Origin of the sequence: Butyricimonas sp. DFI.6.44, assembly GCF_022132345.1 — a bacterium.
GTDB lineage: Bacteria > Bacteroidota > Bacteroidia > Bacteroidales > Marinifilaceae > Butyricimonas > Butyricimonas muris.
This window is the reverse complement of sequence record NZ_JAKNJD010000017.1, coordinates 70,165-94,916: the sequence shown is the minus strand read 5'-3', so window position 1 is coordinate 94,916 and position 24,752 is coordinate 70,165. Positions and strand designations below refer to the sequence as shown.

Genomic DNA, 24,752 nt, shown 5'->3' with positions numbered 1-24,752 from the left:
TTCTAAGTATAAAATAAGCGAAAATGGATAATAGTAATTACAGAATAGTAGAACTTATTCAACGGTATTTTGCCGAGGATTTGGATGCCGCCGAGAGAGAGGAGTTGGAGAAATGGTTGGCTACACATCCCGAGGACAGAGAGATGTTTGAAAAGATCCGGGAAGGGAAAGCTTTGGAGGCGAGAGAGGTTGCATGGGACAAGATGGATCGAGTGAAGGCTTTGCGGCAATTCGAGAGAAAGGTCGGATACAGAAAACGTTCTTTGACTACGCGTGTGATGAAATACGCGGCTGTGATTATGATTCCGTTGTTGGGAGTGTTGGCTTGGAATCTGACGAGGGAGGTGAAACAGGTGAACTCGTCGGTGTCGCTGGCAATTGTGCCGGGTGCATCCAAGGCTGTCCTGATACTGGAAGACGGGGAAGAGGTTGCCTTGGAATCTATGGAGGGCGATCGTTTGGATATTTCGCAATCCGGGGTAAGGGTACAAAGTATGGGAAGCGGTATAGTGTATTCCGATACGGTCAAGAAAAGGAGTGGTAAGAGTTTTAACCGCTTGAATACGCCGAGAGGTGGAGAGTATAACGTGATACTGGCTGATGGTACGCGGGTGTATTTGAATGCGGCGTCGAGTTTGAAATATCCGGTCGTGTTCGACGAAAAAGAACGAACGGTATATCTTTCGGGAGAGGCTTATTTTGATGTGGTGAAAGATGCTAAGCGACCATTTTACGTGATAACGGATGTCACGAAACTGGAGGTTTACGGGACGTCGTTCAACGTGAATACCCGGTACGGGAACGGGGTACAGACAGTTTTGGTTTCCGGCTCGATAGGGGTAGAGGGGCGTATGATAAAACGGGTGTACCGGGTTGAACCTTCCGAGTTGATCGAGTTTTCGTCAGACGGGGAGTTTGTTAAACGGGAGAAAGTGGATGTGGCTCCTTACGTGGCTTGGAGATACGGGCAGTTTATGTTCGAAAACGAGAGCTTGGAGCATATCATGAATACGCTTTCTTTGTGGTACGACGTGGATGTGTTTTACTCGAACGAGAGTGTTAAAAAACATCGTTTCACGGGGCATATGAAGAAATACGAAGATATTGATACGATTTTGGATGCGATAAGTAAAATTATGGGAGTTATGTTTATAATAAAGGACAAAACAATTACAGTGATGGAATAAAAACGGAAGGTGTTCCACCACCTCCCGTTGAAAGTATGCCTTAGTTATTGTTCCACCAATACGTAAGGCTAGTATTAATGATTAATCTACAAATTTATGAAAAAAAGTCGATTATGCCCTCACCCCTATCCGGGAATAGGACGAAAAATTTTTCTGATTATGAAGTTATGTCTATTTCTATTGGTTTTCTTTACTTTCTCGTTGACCGCTAACGTGCGGGCACAGAAGGAAAAGGTAAACTTGAGTTTGAAAGAGGTATCGATGAAAACTTTGTTTGAAGAGATACAACGGCAAACAAGTTTTTATTTCGTGTTTAGTGCAGAACAAACCCAAAGATTGGGGATGTTTACCGTTGAGGCAAAGAACGAGAGTCTGGAAAATGTATTGAACCGGATTTTTGCCAATACAGGATTTGTTTACGAGTTTAATAAGGATTTAATTATAATACGCCCGAAAGCTGATGTCGCGCAAGCGAAGAAAGAGATTCGGGTTGTAGGGAAAGTTACGGACGAGAAAAAGTTTCCGTTACCCGGTGTGACCGTGCAGTTGAAAGGTTTGCAACTAGGTACGGCGACGGACAAGGACGGGAATTATTCCATCCGTTTCGTCGAGTCCGACAAAGGCATGGTTCTGGTATACTCGTTTATCGGAATGGAAACCCAAGAGATTAAGTACACGGGCAAGGACACGATCAACGTGGTGATGCGGGAAACCGTGGCGGAATTGGAGGAAGTGGTGATCAACACGGGATACACGAGGGTGGATGCCCGCAAGAATGCCAGCGCGATCACGACGATTAAAGCGGAAGATATCATTACTCCCGGCTTGCAGACGATTGACCAGATGTTGGAGGGATATGTCCCCGGTATGATCTTTATGCAGAATACCGGACAGATTGGTGCGGCTCCCCGTTTGAGAATCCGTGGTACTTCTACCGTGTTGGGTTCGCAGGAACCGCTTTGGGTCGTGGACGGGGTTGTGGTGAAAGATCCGGTAAACGTGGATCCTCAGGATATAAATGATTTGGATTTCGTGAACTTGCTGGGTAATGCTATCTCCGGATTGAATCCGGAGGATATCGAGCAGATCGACATCTTGAAGGATGCTTCCGCTACCGCAATCTATGGTAAAGAGGCTGCGAACGGTGTAATTGTGATCACGACCAAAAAAGGTAAGCAAGGACCGCCGACGGTGAGTTATTCTCTTTCCGGTTCATTTATTCAACGTCCGAGTTATAATGACAGGAGTGTGAATATGATGAACTCGAAGCAGAGGATTGATTTGTCGCGGGAGATTATTGAAAAACGGATGTCTTATCCTGAAACAGATACTTGGGTAGGATATGAAGCAGCTTATTTGGAATACATGAATGGTCGTATTTCTTACGACGAGTTTGAACGCCAAGTGAGTTATTATGAAACATTGAATACGGATTGGTTTGATATATTAATGAAAGATGCTTTCTCGCATAAACATACCTTGAGTCTTTCCGGTGGTTCTTCTGCTTTGCGTTATTACGCTTCATTAGGTCTTAACAATACGGAAGGTAATGTGCGAGGTGAGTTAAATAAAGGATATACTACAAATTTGAATCTTTCCGGTAACTTTGATAAGTTTACTGTAACTTTTGGCTTGCAAGGCAATGTTTCTAAAAAGAAATATACTCCGAGTGATGTGGGAATTACAGAATTTGCATATAACACAAGTAGAGCCGTACCGGCACGTAATCTTGACGGAAGTTATTGGTATTATAAAAAAGAGATGACATTACCGGGTGAAGAGAGTGCCACTTATTTTCCTGTAAATATATTGGAAGACCAGGATAATAGTTCGCAAGAGATAAACCAAAATGGTTTGACATTCCAAGCTACAGTTGATTATCAAGTTTTACCTACGTTGAAATTAGGAGTACTTATGTCATACGCTTTCTCTAATTCGAATTCAGAGGTATGGCATGGAGAGGATTCTTATTATTCGAGAAGTTTAAAACAATCTTATGGTGCTACGGAGGTAAATTTTAAAAAGAATAGTACTTTACCGATTGGTGGTGAACTGAAAGAAAGTCGTACGGATCGTAATGCGTATACTGTACGTGGACAAGTAGATTATCGTGAAGCATTGGATAAAGACGAATTTCATATCTTGAATGTGAATGCAGGAGGTGAGATTAAATCAAACACGTATAACACGTATGCTAAGACGACACGCGGCTATATGAAGGAGCGAGGAAAAACTGTTGCGTCCGTTAATTTCTCCGAGTATCCCAAGTATTTGGAATGGTTGAGAACAACAGCGGCTTTAGGGCAATACACGACACAAAAATCACATGATGTTTCAGTTTACCTGACTGCTGGGTATAGTTATAAGAATATATATAATTTTAGTTTTAACGCTCGTGCTGATTTCTCGAACGAATTCGGAAGTAGGGCAAAAGATAAATTTTTCCCGATATGGGCTATAGCGGGACGTTGGAATTTATCTGAAAATGTATTGAAAGGTGTATCGTGGATAAATGATTTGGCTTTACGTGCTTCTTTCGGTTATCAAGGAAATGTACCACAAGTATCACCTAGGTTAGTGATTAAGAAGGAGGGATCAAGTATTCTATTCAATGAATTGTATTCTTCTGTAAGTCAATTCCCAAATCCTGATTTGAAATGGGAGAAAACGGCAAGCACGAATGTGAGCATTGATTTTGCATTCTTGAAGAGAAAAATAAACGGTTCGTTATCTTATTACTATCGAAAAACTACAGATGCCTATATGCAAAAGAGTATTTCAGAGGTAAATGGGGTAAAAGGGTACACTGTAAATCAAGGGACAATTGTTAATCAAGGATATGAGATCTCGTTGAATTTTACACCGATTAATACGATGAGGGCTGACGGCAAAGGTTTCCGTTGGCGGTTTGATCCGCAGTTAGGGCAAGTGATGAATAAATTAATTGATAAAGCTGTCAAAACAAAAGATAAGACTGTTCGCGATGATGATGATATTACTTATCAGGATTACTTAAATGGAACGGTACAGACAGTAAAACGTTCTATTAATGGATTTTATTCTTATCGTTTCCTCGGATTGGATTCTAAAGACGGACGCCCGATGTTCCCGAATTTAGAACGGATCATTGGGGAGGGTGATGATGCAATAGACTATGGTGAGCAATTTAAGTTGATGACGAATGAGGAACGTTATATGTCAGTTATGAAATATTCCGGAACAAGAGTTCCATTCCTACAAGGAGGGATCTTGAATAGTATTTCTTACAACCGTTTTACACTTTCAATGAATTTATCATATAGTATTGGCTCGAAAATTCGTTTATTGAAATTATATCCCAATGTAACCGGTTCGAATTCGACATTAGCGCCGAGTCCGATGGAAAATGTACGAAAAGAATTTTTGAAACGTTGGCGGAAACCCGGGGATGAGGAGCATACGAATATTCCCGGAATATTGGGACATGCGGATTTTATGGCAACTGTAGGTCCTTTATCTCCTTGGTGGATTACTGGTGCATATAATGAATCTGTGGATAGAAAGAAAATTGCAGAGAATATTTGGCAAATGTATGATTATTCAGATGCTAGAGTTGTGAGTGGTAATTATTTGAAAATACAAAATATTTCATTGCGTTATAATTTGCCGGATGCTATTTGTAAAAAAATTCATATGAAATCAGCTTATGTCTCTTTGACAGGAACAAACTTACACACTTTCTGTAACAAGAAACTGAAAGGACAAGATCCGACCACGCAATCGGGAAGTGCTTCCACTATATCAATGTCGTTGCGTCCGACTTACTCGTTTAGTTTAAATGTTTCATTTTAAAGAATCGAAATATGAATAAGATATATTTATACGTGATAGCGTTACTTTTAGTAACTTCTTCCTGTGGGGAGTTTCTGGAAGAAACATCACAGAATTTAAGTTACGTTCATTCTACTCAGGATTTAGATGAACTATTGATAGGAAACGGGTATTTGCAAAAAAATACAAACGGGGATCCGTATCGTTTTTTATGGTTGGATTTAATGGATGACGATGTGGTACATTTTTTATCTAAAGCACCTCAGGATAATAAGAACGTGATGTTTCATGTACTAAAAGAGTTTTATAAATGGACACCTTATCCTTTTGATGACGATCAACCTAATTACTATCAAGGTCCTTTGACCTGGCATAAACTTTATGAATGTATAGGTATGGTTAATGTGATTTTGGGAGAAGTCGAACGGTTTAAAGAAGAGAAGGATTATAGTCGGATAAAAGGGGAAGCACTTTTTTTGAGAAGTTTTTATTACTTTTATTTAGTGAATCTTTGGGGGCATCCTTATAATCCGGGAACGGCTTCAACAGATTTGGGGGTTCCAATTAAATTGACTGACTATATAGAAGATAAAGGTTTTAGTAGGAATTCCGTGGAAGAATGTTATCGGCAAATCGTGAAAGATGCTAAAGATGCGATTGTCTGTCTGGAAGGTGTTGTGCAGCAATCTACTCGTAGGGCTAATCAAAATGCGGCTCGGGCATTACTTGCCAAGACGTATTTGTATATGAATGAATATCAGTTGGCATTGGATGAATGTAATGCTATTTTAGAAAAGCCGGGTGGTTCGGTTTTGATCGACTTGAATACAATGACTGCTGCAGCTTATAATACACAACGGAGGAAACAAACTACAAGCGAATGTATTTTTACCAATAGTTATGGTCCTATTTTAGTGCAATCGACAATGGAAACTGCAGCTGCTTCGTCTAGTTTGCTTAATTGTTATGATGCCGATAATGATTTGCGGTTTAATACAGGTAAAGATTCGCATTTCTTTAAATATTATTTAGGTAGTTATTTTGCACAGATGAAAGCCGGAACTTCTGAAGTTCATAGTGTTAGTTTAATTCTGCCTGAAGTGTATTTGAATAAGGCAGAGGCTTTGGCTATGTTAGATAGAACAACGGAAGCAATTGAAACGCTTCAAGAACTTCGTGGAAAGAGAATGACTAACGTGGGTACGATTGATTTATCCGGGGAGAATTTAGTCAATTTTATTAGAGAAGAACGTCGTCGGGAATTGTGCTATACTGGACAACGCTGGTTTGATTTAAGGCGTTATGCGATACATCCTAAGTATCCGAAAAAGACGAGGATAGAACATCCTTATTATATTTGGACGGGAAGTAGTGCCATACTTGAGAAAACGTATGTGTTGGAGGAATATCCTAGTGATGGAGGATGGTTATTGCCTTTCCCGAAAGATGCGCTTACTTCAAATGATGGAGTTTTAAAGGATAATATTCGTCCAGAAAGATAAATATGAAATTTTAAATCATCGAATATGAAAGCGAAAATATTGTTTTTAGGATATATATGTGGGATATTTCTTTTTGGTAGTTGTTATAAAGAGAGTGACTTGAGTCCGTCGTATTTTGATCAAAATTGGTATATTCTTGAGGATTCGGATGATCCGTTAGATCATTTAAGATATGAGGTATACAAAGAGAGTGGTGTCCCGATTTTTTATAAGGATACGATCGGAAGTCAAAATCGAGGGATGGATGTTTTCGGTGAACCGATAATGTATTATGAAGTGATAAATCCCGAGTATAACATGATTTACATAGGAGTAAAAAAGGTAGTTTATGAATTGAGTGATGATCGGGATGACTTGATGCTTGGTGTGAAATTTATACAAGCACGAATTTTGCCGGAATTGCTATCTCCTGTTTTATATCCGCGTTGTTTTTTGTTAGTGAATGATTTGACGTTATCGAATGCTACTAAATATGAAGCAAATTGCTTTAGGGGTACAATGACTACTTTAGTTTCTCATGTCAAGGAATTAAAGAATATGGAAGAAAGCGGATTACACCGGTTGGCGATGGAAGTTGTGGGAGAGCAAATAGGTGCTTATTTGGTTGATAGTTGTAAGATTGAATTAGAACCATTTCTGAATGTGTGTAGAAAAGAAGTTAATCCGAATGGTTCTATCTATTCTTTTAGGTTGACTTTAGCAACGACTCCTAAAATGGCTCCTGTGGAAAATTACGGATTCTTGTCGTTTGATCGGAGAGAAACCAATAATGTAAATACTTGTCAAACTGTATCTGAGCTACGGGACGTGATGGATTACGTGACCGAGGTGTACATGAATGACGATGCGGCTTTCAAGGAGAAATATAAAGATTATCCTTATGTATTAAGAAAGTATGACTTGATGAAGAAAGTCGTGGCGGATATGAAAGCCAGATTTAAATAGTGTTGAGTTTTATTGATATGATGTTTTTCAAGGTGTTATCTTTTGGATAACACCTTGAATTAAAAACTCTTTGTGTTTAAAAAGAGGGGTGTTTGGTTCGACGTATTAAAAAAAGATGTATGAGTAAATGGTTAGTATGGGGTGTGTGGTTCGTGTATTTGTTGGCTTGCCCTTGTTCCGCGGATGCCGGATTCTGGAAAAAGAAGAAGAAAGGCAAGGCGGAGGTAAAGGTGGAGTTAAGCGAGTATGATAAATTATTTAAAGGAAAAAGATATGAAACCGCTATCAGTGAATTTATGGCGGTACATAAAATGGACGGAAAGGTTTATTTGGAATATCCTTTGCGACTGATGGGGAGAGAGTTGTTACTTGCTTCTACGACTACGGTTTCCACGGATAACACAGTATGCACGAATGGTTATAAAGAGAATACTCCCTTGCATGTCCGGTTCACGTTGGAGAACGGTATGGTACAGTTGAGGAAGGTGAATGCTTGGATAGCCGCGGATGGGGATAAAGAGAAGATGGAACAGATTATTCGACAGAATTACAGTGATCCGGTAGCGGCGGCTTACAAGGTATTGGCGTATACGCCGGATAGTTTGGCGGTGGTGTTCGAGATGACGGGGATGTTTTTGAACGAAGAACCTCAGTTGTCACCGATACCCGACGAGAGTGGGGGAATGAAGGTGACGGCTTCTTATAATGGTAATCTGTCTTCTGTGCTGGAATTAAAGGCGTTTGAAGATAACGTGTCTGTGAAATCACGATTGATGTATAATTATTCGGTTACTTATGACCGGATGGCGTTGGTGAAAGATCAACCGCTGAACGTGGAGGTAACCCGGACTTTGTTGTTGTTACCGGAAAAGAGGATGCGTCCCCGGATTTCTGATTTGAGATTAGGGGTATTTCTGACGCAAAAGCGTTATCTGTCGGATCGGGGTGAAGAGGTAGGAAGATATACTTATGCCAATCGTTGGCGTTTGGAGCCTCGGGACGAAGAGGCTTATCGACGGGGAGAACCGGTAGAACCCGTGAAGCCTATTGTTTTTTACGTGGATACACTTTTCCCGGAGGCTTGGAAAAAGCCGATACGGGAAGGGGTATTGAAATGGAATCGTGCCTTTGAGAAGATCGGTTTTAAAAACGTGATGCAAGTACGGGATTTTCCCCGGGATGATCGTTCGTTTGATCCCGATAACTTGACGTATTCCTGTATTCGCTACGTGCCGACAGGGGTGGCTAATGCCATGGGACCCTCGTGGGTAGACCCGTCTACCGGAGAAATATTGAACGCGAGTGTATTGATTTATAATAACGTGATCGAGATGATTCGGGGCTGGCGCTTCGTGCAGACGGCACAGGTAGACCCGTCGGTACGGGGAAAGGTGTTGTCGGAAGCGGTATTACACGAATCGTTGAGTTACGTCGTGGCACACGAGGTGGGACATTGTTTGGGACTGATGCATAATATGGCGGCATCGAGTGCTTATCCCGTGGATTCATTGCGTTCGGTCGGGTTCACGGGGAAATATGGTACGACACCTTCGATTATGGACTATGCCCGCTTTAATTACGTGGCGCAGCCCGGTGATGCGGGAGTGAAGCTGACACCTCCGGATTTAGGAGTGTATGACGAATTTGTTATCCGGTGGTTGTACACGCCTGTTTACGGGACGACTTCGATATGGGACGAGGCGAAGGTATTGGAAAGTTGGGTGGACGAGAAAGCGGATAATCCGATGTATCGTTTCGGAAGACAGCAACTTATGGGGCGTTATGATCCGTCCGCAATCGAGGAGGACTTGGGAGATGATCCCATGAAAGCGGGAGAATACGGTATACAGAATCTGAAATATATCCTTGCCCGGTTGAATGAATGGATTGAAGATGATCCGGCGGCGGAGTATCGTCAGCAATTGTATGATCATATTGTAAATCAATACTATCGCTATATCCGGAACGTGACCTATAATATAGGGGGAATATATCTTTCCGACGCCAAAGAGGAAAGTTTTTATAAACGCTATCGACCGGTATCCGCTGAAATACAAAAAGCTTCTGTGAAATGGGTGTTCGAGCAGTTGAGGGATATGGCGTGGTTGGATGATCCGCTTGTGTTACGGAAATTCCCGTTGGGAATGGCTTCGTCCGTGAATTTGACAGAGATTATCGGCAAGCAACTGATCGCCTCGTGTAGCCGGGTTACCTTGTCGGCTTCACTCGCGGGAGGATATCCGGTCGGGGATTATTTCAATGATCTGTATGCGGGGATATGGGTGAGTGCTATCGAGGGACGGGAATTGACGGCGGGAGATATGATCCTGCAATCGCTATTCGTGAAACAGTCGGAGGAACCGATGAAAACGATGGTTGGAAGTCGGGTTGGCTTGACAGATGGAGATTGTCCGACGTTGTTGGATACGTGGTGTTATGGATTGGACCCGACGGGAATGACGGAGCGGTATATCGGCGTGATACGGCAACATGAATTGTCCCGTTTCGGGAATGGGTACGGGTGGCAACGAGTGGTGGATACCCGGGCGTTGGAAGAGATGCCGACTTATTATTTAGAGGCTATGTTTAAAATAAAGCGTTTGCTGGAGGAAAAGATGGAAAGTTTCACGGGAAAGGAGCAAACGCATTATCAAGCGATGCTGTTCATGATAAAGCAGGTTTTGGGTAAACAGGCGGGAATGAATTAAAACAGATGATTATGAGAAAGTGGATAATACCTTGTATAGTTTTGGTTGCTCTGGGCTTTTGGTCTGTTTCTACCGTGTCTGCTTCCGAACGAAAGAAGCGGAAAAAAGAGGAGACGGCGCAACCGGGGAAATACGAGAAACTGTTTCAAGGTAAAAAATATATAACAGTTTCCGGTGATTTTATGACATTGCATAAGATGGACGGGAAACTTTATTTCGAGATGCCGTTGAAGTGGATGGGACGGGATATGTTGCTTGCCTCGGCTACTTCCGGGACGAGTGACAATCTGGCTGCCGTGAGCGGATATGCGCCCGGTGGAGGGATGCACGTGCGCTTCATGATACAGGACAGTACGGTGCAATTGCGACTGGTGGCAACTTCCGTGACAGTAGACGAGAATAATCCCCGGATGAGGCAAGTGATGGCACAGGGGTATCGTGATCCGATACTATATGGTTATAAGATTTTGGCATATAATCGGGATAGTTCGGCAGTTGTTTTCGATGTGACATCTTTATTTATTTCGGACGTGCGGGAGCTTACCCCGATCGTTCCGGCTTCCGGGCAATTCCGGATCACGGGAAAGATGACGCCTGCTTATTCTCATTTGGGCGAGGTCAAGGCATTTGACGATAACGTGTCGGTAAGGTCTTCGCTGTCCTACTCGATTAGTGCTTACTATTTTATATTTCCGGTGATGAAGCAGGAGCCGGTAACCGTGGAGGTAACCCGGACATTGATGTTGTTGCCGGAGGATAAGATGCGTCCCCGTTTGTCGGATTCCCGTCTTGGGTTGTTTCTGACGGAACGAAAACATATTCCGGCCGAGGGTGAGGCTATACGTTCCTATTCGCTTGCCCGGCGGTGGCGTGTCGAACCCCGGGATGCGGAGGCTTACAAGCGGGGTGAACTCACGGAACCGATGAAGCCGATCGTCATGTACGTGGACAATCATTTTCCGGAAGGGTGGAAAGAACCAATCAAGAGGGGGATATTGAGATGGAACAAGGCTTTCGAGAAGATCGGTTTCAAGAACGTGATTCAAGTGAGGGATTTCCCGACGGACGACTCTGATTTTGATCCCGATAACCTGAAATACTCGTGTGTGAGGTATATTCCTTTCACGTTGGAAGAGGGTGTCGGTCCTTTTTGGGTAGACCCGTCATCGGGGGAGATATTGAATGCCCGGATATTGATATTCAACGACGTGGTAAAAGCGATTCAGCGGGATCGGTTCGTGCAGACGGCACAAATAGACTCTAACGTGAGGGCAAAGAAGATACCGGACGAGGTGATTGGCGAGTCGTTGGAAGCTATGGCAGCACAGAAAATGGGGAACTGTCTGGGGCTGATGAATAATCTGGCTGCTTCTTACGCTTACCCGGTCGATTCGTTGCGTTCGGCTTCTTTTACCTCGAAATATGGTATTACACCTTCGATCATGGATCGGTTGCAATATAATTACGTGGCTCAACCGGGAGATCGGGGTGTACGATTAACTCCGCCGGATTTGGGTGAGTATGATGAATTTATTATCCGGTGGTTGTACACGCCTTTGTGGGATATGGCTTCTTTCGAGGAGGAATCCCGGGTGCTGGAAGCATGGATAGATGAAAAGGCGGGAAATCCGGTCTATCGTTTCGGGAAACAGCAATGGATGAGTGCTTACGATCCGTCTTCATTGGAAAATGATTTGGGGGATGACGTGTTGAAGGCGGGTGATTACGGGATAGCGAATTTGCGGTATATTGTTTCACGTTTAAAGGATTGGATAGAAGATGATTCGGATGCCGCTTATCGTCGGCAGTTGTACTCGGCGTTGGTGACGCAATACGAGCGCTATCTGATGAGCGCTCTCGTTCACGTGGGCGGGATATATTTAACGGAGGTAAAGGAGGGAACCCCCGGAGAGCGTTTCTGTCCGGTGGCTAGAGAGCGGCAGAAGTGCGCCGTGCTGTGGATTATGCGGCAATTGCGAGATAGTGAATGGTTGGACAACCGGGAATTATGGGAAAAGTTCTCTTTGGGTTTGCCCGATTCGTGGAGAACCCGTTCCAATGTGATTTCCCGTTTACTCGCCCGTAAATCTTACGTGGCATTGTCTGCGCATTTGTCTGATGATCCTTACCCGATGGAAGAGTTTATGCAGGACGTGTATGATGAGGTGTGGAAAACGGTCATGGAAAACAAGGAGTTGACGCTAGTCGATAAATTGATGCAAACGGAATGGCTTGGGGCTTGCCAGTCTCGGGTGGCTACTATCGGGGGAAAACAGTTTTCGGCTGCCACTTTACTCGCTTCGGAAGAGGTGGATTTGACGGCATTCGGTAATGGCTACGGCTGGCAACGGATGATTGAAACCCGGGTGTTGGAGAACGAGGCGATTTATTACTATAAACTGGTGAAAGAGTGCAACAGGATGTTGAAACAAAAGGTTGCCGCGGTACGGGATGAAGAACGTCCGCACTACCGGGCGATGCTTTTGGTTACGGAGAAAATATTAGAAGAAAAATATAAATAATAGTACTATGAAAAGATGGATGATATTGTTGGTCACTGTGGCGCTCGTGGGTTCTTGTTTCCGGAACGCCAGTGCATCCGAGGATAAAAAGAAAACAACCAAAGAGGAGGAAAAGACTGCACCTCGTCCCCCAGTAAAGAAACTCTCTAAATACGAGAAGCTTTTTAAAGGAAAAGCCCACGAAATGGCCAAAGGAGGTTTTATGACCTTGCATAAGGTGGATGGAAAGTTGTATTTCGAGATACCCTTGAAAGTGATGGGACGGGATATGCTGCTCGCTTCCGCCACGACCGAAACAAGTGATAACACGATAGCCATAAACGGGTATAAACCGCAAAGCCCGATGCATATCTGTTTCACGCTGACGGATAGTACCGTGCACATGAGGCGGGTGAATGCCCGGATTAACTATGATGCCGGAGATGCCCGTTTGCAACAGATCGTGGCACAGAATTTCGTGAATCCGATTATCGAGGCATACAAAGTGTTGGCTTTTTCCCCGGATAGTTCGGCGGTGGTTTTTGATGTGACGGCTTTATTTAATGGCGGTGAGGCAGCCCTTTCTCCTGTTTCCGAGGGTTCCTATCCGTTGACCTACACGGCCTCGGTGAATCGTTCCTTGTGTTCGTTGGAGGATATCAAAGCTTTCGAGGATAACGTGTCGATCAAATCATCGCTTTCTTATAGCGTGAGTGCTAAATTGTTGACAAGGATGCTGTATAGCAATCGTCCTTTGACGATCAAGGCTACCCGTACCCTGTTATTATTACCGGAAGACCGGATGCGTCCCCGTTACTCGGATGCCAGAATGGGGGTATTTCTTACTTTCAAACAACAGATTTCCAACGAGGGCGATCAGTTGCAGTATTATACTTTAGCCAATCGTTGGCGCTTGGAGCCTAAAGATGTGGAGGCATTCAAGCGGGGAGAAACGGTGGAACCCGTGAAACCGATCGTGTTCTACATGGACCCGCTTTTTCCCGAGTTGTGGAAAGAACCTTTACGTATGGGTTTGATGAGATGGAACAAGGCTTTCGAGAAAATTGGTTTTAAGAACGTGGTGCAAGTGAAGGATTTCCCGACGGACAATCCGGATTTCGACCCGGATAATTTGAAATATTCTTGTATACGCTACGTGCCTTCCGCCGTGCAGAACGCTATGGGGCCCTCGTGGGTTGATCCGGTCACGGGAGAAATATTGAACGCGTCTATTCTAGTGTATAACGATGTCGTGAAGATGTTGACGAGTTGGCGCTTTATCCAGACGGCACAGGTAGACCCGCGAGTGCGAGGTAAGAGATTGCCGGACGACGTGTTGAAAGAAGCATTGGCTTACGTGGTTTCACACGAAATGGGACATTGCCTCGGTTTGATGCATAATATGGCGGCGTCGAGTGCATTCCCCGTGGACTCGCTACGTTCGGCTAAGTTTACCCGCGAATACGGTACGACACCTTCTATCATGGACTATGCCCGGTTTAATTACGTGGCTCAACCCGGTGATAAAGGCGTGCGTTTGACTCCCCCGGACTTGGGTGTTTATGATGAATTTGTGATCAAATGGTTGTATTCTTATTTTCCGGAAAGCACTTCCTTGAAGGAGGAAACCCGGGTATTGGAATCGTGGATTGATGCCAAAGCGGGCGATCCTATGTATCGTTTCGGTAAACAGCAGCTTGCCAGTCGCTATGATCCGAGTGCCTTGGAGGAAGACTTGGGGGATGATCCTATAAAAGCCGGAGAATACGGTATCAAGAATCTGAAATATATCTTGTCGAATCTCAACAAATGGATTCAAGATGATGAAACGGCGGAGTATCGTCAGGTTTTGTATGGTCAGATCGTGAGCCAGTATAGCCGTTATCTACAGAATGCGGCGTATTGTATCGGTGGTATTTATTTGAACGATGCGAAAGACGGGACAGCTGCCAAGCGTTATACTCCGGTACCTAAAGCCAAACAAAAAGCCGCGGTAGCTTGGGTGATCGGGCAACTGCAAAATAACGAGTGGCTGGATAACCGGGAGGTATGCTCTAAGTTCGGGTTACACTCGAAAGCGTCGGCAACGTTGAATAGTGCTGTCGCCGATTTGTTGACGAAGATTTATATGAACGTGACGTTGTCTTCTTATTTGGAGGAAAAGAATCCTTACACGATGGCGGAATTTTTTAATGACTTGTATGTTGGAGTATGGGATGCCGCTATCAGAAATCGGAAGTTGTCGCACGGCGATAAGGTGATGCAGAAAGCGATGGTGAATATGATGGGAAAATCCTTGACCTTTATCGGGGGTAACAAGATCGGGTTGACCGCAATCTCGGCAGAGGTCGCTTATGCTCCCTCGATACAGGAAATATGTCTTTACGGTTTGGATGAAACGGGAACGATCGCACGTTACTCCAAAGAGTTGACGGAATTGGAAGCACGGGAAGGAAAGGCTTATATGGCAGAACAAATGCGACTGTCCGGCTTTGGCTACGGGTACGGGTGGCAAAGTCCCGTGACATGTGATGCGATAGATGAATCAACGACGTATTATTATGACTCGGCATTGAAGATCAAATCTTTGCTGGAACGAAGGATAGTAACGACAAATCCGGCTGATAAGGCTCATTATCAAGCCATGTTGTTTACGATAAATCAGATGCTCGGTGTGAATTGAGAGCGTGGCCGGGGACTGTACGAATAGGTGGTAGTATTCGTCAGTCCCTTTTTACTATCTGACCGACATAGCTGATCGGGGAGCGTCTTCGGTCGCTGAGATAGAGATAGCAGGTTCCGTCGTATTGAACGTGCATGTTCAAGTAGTAAACGTTCCCGCCGGACATAACGGTAAGCTGGTACGCTATCGCTTTTTTCTTGCCTTCCCAATAGACTTTCACCGTCCGGCTGAACAGGATGTTTTGGAATGAAATGGAGTCCAGTTGTGAACCGGATTTCACGGCTCCGCTACCGAAATAAGGGATTTTTACTCCCACGAGGGAATCTTTTACCCACAAGTAACTGTTCTTGGGCTCAATATCAATATTATTTCCAGCTCCGGGAGGAGTGAAAAGGGTTTCCACCGTGGGCGTGGCAATATAGAATTTCACGATAAATTTATCACTGTTGACAAGTGCCAGTGTTTTCTGAAACTCTTTCTCAAATCGAATTTCTTTTTTGCTTTGCGCTTTGACCGGAATGATTATAATAGCGAGTAATAGTCCGGTAATAAATAATAGTCTTTTCATGTTTCCCGTTTTAGGAGGTATACGGAAAGGGAGAAAAATGGTTTTGTGAAAAATAATATGTGATTTTTTTTTACGAAAAGTTTGTAGTGTTACGAAATATTCGTAGATTTGCGAAAGAATCGTAAAAGAAAGACGTATGGAAAAATTGACATATCAGGAAGAAGAAGTGATGCTGATCATCTGGCAGGTGAAAAACGGAGTCATAAAAGATTTTCTAAATCAGATGGAAGAACCGAAGCCTCCTTATACGACGGTGGCGTCAATCGTGAAGAATTTGGAGAAAAAGGGATTTCTGACAAGTAAGAAGCACGGGAATATTTACGAGTATATACCGCTCGTGGATGAAAACGAGTACAAGACAAAGTTCATGTCGGGAGTCGTGAGAAATTATTTCGAGAATTCTTACAAAGAGATGGTGACCTTTTTCGCTAAAGAACAGAAAATCTCGGCAGAAGACCTGCAAGAGATTATCAAATTGATCGAGAAACAATAAAAATAAAAGCCATGTTCACGAGTGAAACATTCATCTATCTGATGAAGATAAATATAGCGTTTATCGTGTTTTATCTTTTTTATAGACTATTGTTTAGTCGGGATACCTTTTTCACGAGCCGTCGGGTTTGCTTGTTGACGATTCTTGTTTTGTCCTTGTGTTACCCGTTGATTCCTTTTACTTTCGGGGAAGAACAGAGGGCGGTCATTCAAGAAACTGTTTCTCAATACACGACTGTTTTCTTACCGGAAATAACGGTGAGACCGGATGAGGCGGTAACGCGATTTACCGTAACGGGTATCGTGGGGTTGTGTTATGGCTTGGTGGCGAGCGTTTTGTTGATTCGTATTTTATTACAAATATTTTCTATATTCCGGTTGATGGGTAAAGGGGAACGCGTGCTCTGTCATTCCACTCCCGTTATAGCTTTACCGGCTCATGTTACGCCATTCTCTTTTTTCAAGTGGATATTCATTAATCCCTCCCTGTATGAATCCCATGATTTACAGGAGATTCTGACACACGAGAAAACACATGTCGATCAATGTCATTCTGTTGACGTGATGATTTCCGAATTGTTGTGTGCATTATTCTGGATTAATCCTGCCATGTGGTTATTGAAACGGGAGATTCGACGTAATCTGGAATTTTTGGCGGATAAACAGGTTGTGACTTCCGGTTTTGACCGGAAAGCCTACCAGTATCATCTTCTTCGCCTTACTTGTACTTCGGCTGCAGCTCAAATAGTTAATAAATTCAACGTGACACCTTTAAAAAAACGTATTATGATGATGAATAAAAAAGAACATCAAAAATGGGACTGGTCAAGTATGCCTTGCTGTTTCCGGTAGTGGGACTGTTGATCTTGTCCAGCAACGTTCAGGCAATTGTGCAACAGAACGGAGAGTACGCAAGCGTGGTTGGGAAAGATTCTATTGTGGCAAAAGGAATTGTGATGGATGCCGATAATAAACCATTGAAGAATGTAATTCTTGTCATTCGAGAAACGAATATTGGAACTTTCACAAATGAAAAGGGAGAGTTTACAATCACCGTAAAACCCGGTGCGGAATTGTTTTTCTCCTATGTCGGGAAGAAGGGGCAACTTCGTAAAGTGAATGATGAAAAAAGATTGGTTGTAAAAATGGAGAATGATCTCGTTTCTATGGAAGAGGTTATTGTTGTTTCTTCTTATGATACAACAGGAGTAAGCAAAGACATTTTTGTAACCGTGGAGGATATGCCAGAGTTTCCGGGAAATATAAATGAATATCTTGGGAAAAATGTGAAATATCCTGTTGAGGCTCAAAAACAGAAAATTCAAGGAAGAGTGATTGTCCAATTCGTGATTGAAAAGGATGGAACTATTTCGGAGGTAAAAGCTTTACGTCCGGTTCATCCTTTGTTGGATGCTGAAGCTATGAGAGTTGTGAAGGCTATGCCTAAATGGAAGCCGGGAACACAAAGAGGAGAACCTGTTAGAGTTTCGTACTCAATGCCGATTAATTTCCGGTTACAATAGGATGTAATAAATAGAGAGAGTGTTGAGGGGGCAAAAGTAATTTTCTTTTAAAAACTCCTCCGTCTGCTTCGCAGCCACCTCCTCTATAAACAGAGGAGGAGTTGGTGACTTTTACCAAAGATAGTGAGTAATCCAGCTCTCCCTCTGTTTATAGAGGGAGAGTTGGCGAGTAAGCGAGAGTAGCGGGGAAACTTGTTTCCACGTTACCGAGTGAGAGCCGGTTCGAGCGATAGCTCAATACCCCGAAGGGGGGGAGGGAGTTTAAAAATTATTTTTGCTCAACCTCTTACCATATCCTATTTTTATCTCCCCGCCGTGATAATATACATCTCTTCCGGTCGGAGGTATTTGTTTGCCATACGCGTGATGTCTTCTGCTGTGCAGGTGCGGATGCGGTCGATAATCCGGAAATAGAACGAGTTGTCTGTCCCGTAATTGAGTTTATGTTTCAAGGCATCCGATTGGGCGAATACGCCGTCGAGTTCCCGCAACAGTTCCCCGTTAAAATAGCTCTTCACGAGGTGTAATTCCTCTTCCGGCACGGGTTCGGTTTGCAGGCGTCGGATTTCTTTCATACATTCGTCAATAGTCGCCTCGGCTTGGTCTGCATTGACGTCCGTGGCGATCATCCAGTAAGCTGCCAGAGGCAAATTGACGTTATAGGAACCGATACCGTAAGTATAGCCCTTCTCTTCCCGGATATTCGACATCAGCCGGGAGCCGAAATAACCGCCGAGTATCATATTGAGAATCTGAAAGTCCGTGTATTCCTCGTCAAGCAAGGACACGCCCGATTTACCAATACGGATACTCGTTTGCACGGCGTCGGGCTTTGACACGTGGTACCTGCCCGGTGCGTAAGGATGCATGGCAAATTGTTCAGTTTCGGGCAAGGGCAAATTACCCATGGGAGCGAAGGCTTCACTGACTTCCCGGAGGACGCCTTCGTTGATATTACCGCAAAGCATGATCCGGCACCGGGAGGCTTGCATACGTTCTTTATAGAAATTCATCAATATCTCCGGTGTTACCCGGTCAAAGTCTTCCAGCGTGAAGCGATTGGCGTAAGGATGCGTATCCCCGTAAAGGCGATAAATAAATTCCATGCGTGCCAGATAAGCGGTCTTCTCTATACTTACCAGATGTTGCTGCTTCCTGTTGCGTATGTAAATCTCCAGTTCTTTTTGCGGGAAGACGCTTTCGAGTATCATTTCCGCCACCATTCGGATCGTTTCGTTGGCGTATTTATTCAAGGAGATCATGCTTATTTCCGACTTGTGTACCCCGCAGTTGAAATCCACGTAAGCCCCGTGGTAATCGAAAAGTTCGGCAATTTCGTCGGCTGTATGCTTTCGGGTGCCCTCGTTGAGCATGTTGAGCATGGAGGACGCCACGACGGGTTGCGGTTGATTGTAACTCCCGGCGGGTACTACCATGTCAAGTTTGAACACTTCCTGATTCGGGTCGTGCAGGTACACGATTTCCAGTCCGTTGGGAAGTGTGATTTGTTGGTGTCCCCACAAGGTCGGGCGGGATATTTCGGTAATAGGCGGTTCTATATTTCTGTTCATGAGTATATTATTTTTCTTTGAGATACCATAACGTGGAGCAATTGTTCGGGGAGAATAATTCCCCGGCAGTCTGCTTCAGCGTGTCGAGGGATACTCGGGCGTATCTCTCGCTCTCGGAATTGATAAGTTCGATATCTCCCAGATAATCGAAGAAGGCGAGGTTTGCCGATTTATTCTGGTAGTTTATTTCGCTGTATGAGATGCGGGCATCCGTTTTGTTGATTACTTTTTGTAATTCCCGTTCAGTGATCGGGTCTTCGATAAAGTGGTCAATCTCGTTTTGTATGGCGGCTTCGGCTTCTTCGATTGCCACGCCTTCGGATAGTTTTCCCGAGAAGACGAATAACCCGGGGTCCATATCCCCGGTGATATAAGCGTCGATTTCCGAGAATAATTTTCCGTTTTTGATTAAATTGATATACAGGCGGGAGGATTGTCCGTTGGATAAAATATCCGAGATGATGTCGCAGGCGTAGAAGTTGTCCGAGCGGCGATCTCCCATGTGATAAACCTTGTAAATCGCGTCAGCGGGTACCTTGTTATGTTCGCAAACCAAGCGACGTTCCTCGGTTTGTCGCGGTTCAACGGGTATGGCTTGCCTCGTGTAACGGGCAGGGGCGATATCCCCGAACCATTTCTTCACCAGTTCCAACGCTTTCGTGTCCGTGATATTACCGCTGATACTGAGTATCGCGTTGTCAGGTGCGTAGAAACGATGGAAAAAATCCTTCACCTCTTCCAACGTGGCTCCGGTAATATGGTCTATGTTCTTCCCGATAGTGGGCCATTGGTACGGGTGCACTTTGTATGCCAGCGGGCGTAGTTTTAACCAGATATCCCCGTAGGGATTGTTGAAATAGCGTTGTTTAAATTCTTCGGTCACGACATTTCTTTGCACGTCAAGTGATTTCTGCGAGAAGTCGAGAGCCAACATCCGGTCGGATTCGAGCCACAAGGCTGTTTCGATATTGGACGCGGGAATCGTGATATAGTAATTCGTGTAATCGTTATTCGTGAACGCGTTGTTCTCTCCCCCGGCTTTCTGCACGTGAGTGTCATAGTCCGGGATATGTTTTGAGCCCCCGAACATCAGATGTTCGAACAAGTGCGCGAACCCGGTACGGTTGGGATCTTCATTTTTTGCCCCTACTTTATAAAGAATATTCACGGAAACAAAAGGGGTACTTGTGTCCGTGTTGCAAATAACGGTTAAGCCGTTATCCAGTACGTGTCGGGTGTATTTTATCATTTTTACATTTTTATATTTTCGAATCTCTTCATCGTGTCGTTGAAGTCGGTTATCAGGTTTTGCATCGTTTCCGCCACGTTTTGTTCTTTATGAAGCATGGATGCGATTTGGCCGATTTCTAGTTCGCCTTCCACCATATCGCCCTCGAATATACCTTTTTTTGCTCTGCCTTTCCCTAGCAATTGGGTTAATTGCGCGGCGTCAGCACCGGCATCCTCGAGCGCTTTTACTTGCTCGAAAAACTCGTTTTTAATCAAGCGGGTAGGGGCAAGTTTCTTTAACGCTAGCATCGTTCCGCCCTCATCAGTGTTCAGTACCCGTTGTTTGAATGCCGGGTGTGCGGATGATTCTGTCGCCACGGCAAAAAGAGTCCCGATTTGTACGCCTTCGGCACCAAGTGCCATGACTGCTGCCATGGATTTACCCGAGGCAATTCCCCCGGCGGCGATCACGGGAAGGGTGGTGGCTTCCACCACGTTCGGGATTAAAGTCAGTGTCGTCGTTTCTTCCCGTCCGTTGTGTCCTCCCGCCTCGAATCCTTCGGCAACCACGGCATCCACGCCTGCTTCCTCGCATTTTTTGGCGAATACGGCACTACTGATCACGTGTACCACCGTGATCCCGTGTGATTTTAACAAGGGTGTCCATTTTTTCGGGCTTCCGGCAGAGGTGAATACAATTTTTACCCCTTCGTTGATAATGATCTCTATAAGCCGGTCGATTTCCGGATAAAGCAGGGGCACGTTGATCCCCCACGGCTTATCGGTCGCCTGCTTCATTTTGTGAATATGTTCCACTAGAGTTTCCGGGTGCATCGAACCTGCGCCCAATAGTCCCAACCCACCGTGATTACTTACAGCTGAAGCCAATCGCCAACCGCTGCACCATACCATACCCCCTTGAATGATCGGGTATTTTATATTGAAAAGTTTTGTTATTCTGTTTTCCATGATATTTATTTTGTATTTAGTATAAGAATCCGAATAGCCATAACGGGATTTTGATATCGTGTCCGAATTCAATTTCATCAGCAGCAATATAAGCCTCTGTTAATGATGAGATTTGTTTTTTCGTTTTATTCTTTCCCCCGATTTCAAACGTGTATTTATTATCAACAAAGAAATCACTTTCTTGTGATGAACTCACTGGAAACAAGTAAGCGAGTTGGTTCAGGAAAAATGTTTCCCTGATATTCCCTATGTTGGGTTGAGTAGAAGATAAAGTGAACATCAGATTCGTGTTGTCCAGATATATCTTTTCCGGTTTTTGTAAAATACCGATTCCGTTTGTCGCTCTCGTCAAGTTGTTCGTGATATGTACTTCTTGTAAATAGTTTAAATAGGTGATCAGGGCATTCCTGCTGATACCTATTCTTTCGCTTAGTTTGGCGATATTCGGGGAGAAGGGTACGGCATCGGCGATAATTTTTAGCAATTGTTTGATCTTTGGAACGTACGATATTTCGACTCCCCGCAACAGGGGAAGTTCTATCTCTAATGTCATGTTGATAATCTCTTCTATACGTTGATAATATAGAGGAGGGAGTTCTTGGTAAAACGGGTAATATCCGTTTTTTAAATAGTCGGGGAAATATTGTAAAGGTTTTATTTTATCGGTTATTTCAGCCGCTAGAGACACGTGTTTATTTAAAATGTCCCCCAACGATAGAATCGGGAATTTTGTTTTTTGATAAAAATTCAGATACTCGCGGAATGATAATCCCTGCATTTCATAGACGATAGCACGCCTGCTTAAGTCTGCCCTTGCATTTAATATTTCCAGTAAAGAGGAACCCGTGAAAATGATATATAAAGTGGGGAAATCGTCATAAATATTTTTAAGTTCTTGAGACCAATTCGGGTATTTATGGACTTCATCCAAGAATAGATATTTTCCCCCTTTTTTCGTGAAACTATCGGCAAGATCGTACAAAAGGTGGTTAGAGAACCAAATATTATCCAAACTGACATATAGTGTGGAATTGTCAAGGGGAAGATGTAATTTAATGTGTTGTAATAGTAGTGTTGTTTTTCCGACTCCTCTGGCACCGCGAATGCCGATAAGTCGTGCTTCCCAGTGAATTTGCTCTATCAGTCCACGGGTAAAGGAAGTATCTGTATATTGTAATTTTTGGTAAAATCGTTCAAATAGAGATTCCATGATTTTTATCTTTTACGGCAAAGATATTAAAAATGCTTTCTGTAGACAACATTTTTCCATTAAAAATGCTTTCTACAGAAAGCATTTTTGAGTGTGTATCCATGTTTTGATCTTGTATTAAAAAAGCCTTCGTCGCATGACGAAGGCTTTATATATGATTTAGAATAATTCGTTTACTTCTGGATATTCGGTAATTCCAAGCCAAGACCTTTCTTCTTGTCTACTGCTTTTAGTATGAATCCCAAAATCAGGGCGGCTCCACCCAAGCAAGCCAACATCACCAGCGGAGCGGTGTAGTTGTAAGAAATGGCGGCTTCTTCGGGGGTAATGATTCCGCTTTTCAAATCGGCTACCAGTTGAGGGTTAGTTTTATCCAATACCTTACCGATGAGTAGGGGGAACAACCACAACCCGATATTCTGAACCCAGAAAATCAAAGCGTAGGCACTACCGATAATTTTGGAGTCCACCAATTTCGGTACGCTAGGCCACAGTGAAGCGGGTACCAAAGAGAAGCTGGCGCCGAGGACGAGGATCGTGACATAGGCAACGACGACACCTCCGATGGCATTTCCTTGGAACATGGGTAAAATGAAGGCAAAAGTGAGGTGGCAAATGATAAGCAGGATGGAACCGATGACAAGCATGGATGCTGCTTTACCTTTGTGATCCACGTAATTACCCAAGATAGGCGTAATACCCACTGCCAACAACGGGAATACGGCAAAAATGGTTTCTGCGCTCTGACGCATGTAACCCATGTAACAGAATATAATCAATGACACGATTGCCAACGCCAGTAACCCGTACTTCATGCCTTTCGTTTTCGAGAAGTTGCTGGCAAAAGCGGCAGCAGCTACAACAAGCATGATACAATATTGGATAACGGTAACTGTGTTCGTTGCCCAGAATGAATTGGGATCCACGCTAGTGAACGATAAGTTACATTGCAACATATTCACGGCATATTTCTGGAAGGGGAAGATTGCCGAGTAGTAGAGTACGCAAAGCAAGGCTACCAACCAGAATCCCATGCTCGACATAATTTTGCCCAAGTCGCTGATCTTGAATGGATCGTCTTTCTCTTCCGCTTCTCCGGTTTGTGCATCAAGTTTCTTGTCCATGAAGAAATAGACAATAAACATGATAAGCGCCACGAGCAGCAAGATAACCCCGAAAGCTACTGAACGGGAAACGTCAATATTGCCGCCCAGTTTGGCGAATACCGGAGAGAAGATCATGCAGGAAGCTACTCCCAAGCGGGCTAGAGCCATTTCGGACCCCATGGCCAAAGCCATCTCGCGACCTTTAAACCATTTCACGATTCCGCGAGAAACCGTGATACCTGCCATTTCAACACCACACCCGAAGATCATGAAGCCTACCGCCGCGAATTTTGCTGACGCGGGCATTCCTTTATAGAAAGGAGAGATACCCAATTCGTCAAAACCGGGGATGTAATTCAAGTTGTTGGTAAACCAAGTGTCTAATCCGCTACCTTGAAAACTTTCGGTCACGGCATACCAGTTAATGGTGGCACCGACCAGCATCACGACCCCGGAAAGGATTGCCGTGAAGCGAACTCCCATTTTGTCAAGGATGATTCCCGCGAAAATGAGGAAGAAGATAAAGACATTCAAAAATGTTTCCGATCCTTGCATTGTTCCGAATGCAGTGGAGTCCCAACCTCGGGTGGACTGCATTAAATCTTTAATGGGCGATAGAATGTCCATAAAGATATAAGAACAGAACATGGCAAAAGCTAGGAGTAAGAGAACCGTCCAGCGCATGGCTGCTGAATCTCTAAGGGTTTGTTGAATTTTTTCTACCATAATTATTTATTTAAAAAAGTT

At 44.0% G+C, this 24,752-nt stretch carries 16 protein-coding genes; 10 read left to right on the top strand and 6 right to left on the bottom strand.

Translation table 11 applies throughout. The features are described 5' to 3' along the window. Nucleotides 1–23 precede the first annotated feature (23 nt). From L0M98_RS20295 to L0M98_RS20265, 7 genes are all read left to right on the top strand, one after another. Nucleotides 24–1,187 (top strand): FecR family protein, encoded by a 1,164-nt coding sequence (locus L0M98_RS20295; RefSeq protein ID WP_227217426.1) that lies wholly within the window; start codon nt 24–26, stop codon nt 1,185–1,187. A 159-nt stretch (nt 1,188–1,346) separates the two neighbouring features. Continuing rightward, nucleotides 1,347–5,018 carry a SusC/RagA family TonB-linked outer membrane protein gene (locus L0M98_RS20290; protein ID WP_227217427.1) on the top strand — a complete coding sequence of 1,224 codons (3,672 nt, stop codon included), beginning with the start codon at nt 1,347–1,349 and terminating at the stop codon, nt 5,016–5,018. A gap of 11 nt (nt 5,019–5,029) precedes the next feature. After that, entirely contained in the window at nt 5,030–6,499 is a 1,470-nt protein-coding gene (locus L0M98_RS20285) for a RagB/SusD family nutrient uptake outer membrane protein (RefSeq protein WP_227217428.1), read from the top strand. 24 nt (nt 6,500–6,523) lie between these two features. Beyond that, the gene (locus tag L0M98_RS20280; RefSeq protein WP_186978118.1) at nt 6,524–7,444 is read left to right on the top strand and encodes a hypothetical protein; all 921 of its coding nucleotides are present in this window, start codon (nt 6,524–6,526) and stop codon (nt 7,442–7,444) included. 119 nt (nt 7,445–7,563) lie between these two features. Next, entirely contained in the window at nt 7,564–10,152 is a 2,589-nt protein-coding gene (locus tag L0M98_RS20275; protein WP_186978116.1) for a zinc-dependent metalloprotease, read from the top strand. Between the two features lie 11 nt (nt 10,153–10,163). After that, complete coding sequence (locus L0M98_RS20270; RefSeq protein WP_227217429.1) at nt 10,164–12,674, top strand: zinc-dependent metalloprotease; 2,511 nt, start codon at nt 10,164–10,166, stop codon at nt 12,672–12,674. A gap of 7 nt (nt 12,675–12,681) precedes the next feature. Beyond that, a complete protein-coding gene (locus tag L0M98_RS20265; protein ID WP_227217430.1) occupies nt 12,682–15,336 on the top strand; it encodes a zinc-dependent metalloprotease in 2,655 nt (884 codons plus the stop codon). A gap of 40 nt (nt 15,337–15,376) precedes the next feature. On the opposite strand, the gene L0M98_RS20260 is transcribed toward L0M98_RS20265, so the two are convergent. After that, the gene (locus L0M98_RS20260) at nt 15,377–15,904 is read right to left on the bottom strand and encodes a DUF4251 domain-containing protein (RefSeq protein ID WP_227217431.1); all 528 of its coding nucleotides are present in this window, start codon (nt 15,902–15,904) and stop codon (nt 15,377–15,379) included. 136 nt (nt 15,905–16,040) lie between these two features. Between L0M98_RS20260 and L0M98_RS20255 the strand changes: the two genes are divergently transcribed. From L0M98_RS20255 to L0M98_RS20245, 3 genes are read left to right on the top strand one after another with little or no spacing between them, the layout of a single operon-like run. Beyond that, entirely contained in the window at nt 16,041–16,397 is a 357-nt protein-coding gene (locus L0M98_RS20255; RefSeq protein ID WP_227217432.1) for a BlaI/MecI/CopY family transcriptional regulator, read from the top strand. 11 nt (nt 16,398–16,408) lie between these two features. After that, on the top strand, nt 16,409–17,248 hold the full coding sequence (locus tag L0M98_RS20250; protein WP_227217433.1) for a M56 family metallopeptidase: 840 nt from the start codon (nt 16,409–16,411) through the stop codon (nt 17,246–17,248). Next, entirely contained in the window at nt 17,212–17,919 is a 708-nt protein-coding gene (locus L0M98_RS20245) for an energy transducer TonB (protein WP_227217434.1), read from the top strand. The genes L0M98_RS20250 and L0M98_RS20245 overlap by 37 nt, the downstream gene beginning before the upstream one ends. 302 nt (nt 17,920–18,221) lie before the next feature. On the opposite strand, the gene L0M98_RS20240 is transcribed toward L0M98_RS20245, so the two are convergent. The 5 genes from L0M98_RS20240 to L0M98_RS20220 all read right to left on the bottom strand — a co-directional run bounded on the left by L0M98_RS20240 (nt 18,222) and on the right by L0M98_RS20220 (nt 24,731). Beyond that, nucleotides 18,222–19,490 carry a M16 family metallopeptidase gene (locus L0M98_RS20240; protein ID WP_227217435.1) on the bottom strand — a complete coding sequence of 423 codons (1,269 nt, stop codon included), beginning with the start codon at nt 19,488–19,490 and terminating at the stop codon, nt 18,222–18,224. Between the two features lie 7 nt (nt 19,491–19,497). Continuing rightward, complete coding sequence (locus L0M98_RS20235) at nt 19,498–20,739, bottom strand: M16 family metallopeptidase (RefSeq protein ID WP_099294072.1); 1,242 nt, start codon at nt 20,737–20,739, stop codon at nt 19,498–19,500. Nucleotides 20,740–20,741: 2 nt separating this feature from the next. Next, the gene (locus tag L0M98_RS20230; protein ID WP_227217436.1) at nt 20,742–21,689 is read right to left on the bottom strand and encodes an NAD(P)H-dependent flavin oxidoreductase; all 948 of its coding nucleotides are present in this window, start codon (nt 21,687–21,689) and stop codon (nt 20,742–20,744) included. 16 nt (nt 21,690–21,705) lie between these two features. Then, entirely contained in the window at nt 21,706–22,899 is a 1,194-nt protein-coding gene (locus tag L0M98_RS20225; RefSeq protein ID WP_227217437.1) for an ATP-binding protein, read from the bottom strand. 173 nt (nt 22,900–23,072) lie between these two features. Continuing rightward, the gene (locus tag L0M98_RS20220) at nt 23,073–24,731 is read right to left on the bottom strand and encodes an MFS transporter (protein WP_099294066.1); all 1,659 of its coding nucleotides are present in this window, start codon (nt 24,729–24,731) and stop codon (nt 23,073–23,075) included. Nucleotides 24,732–24,752: the final 21 nt, after the last annotated feature.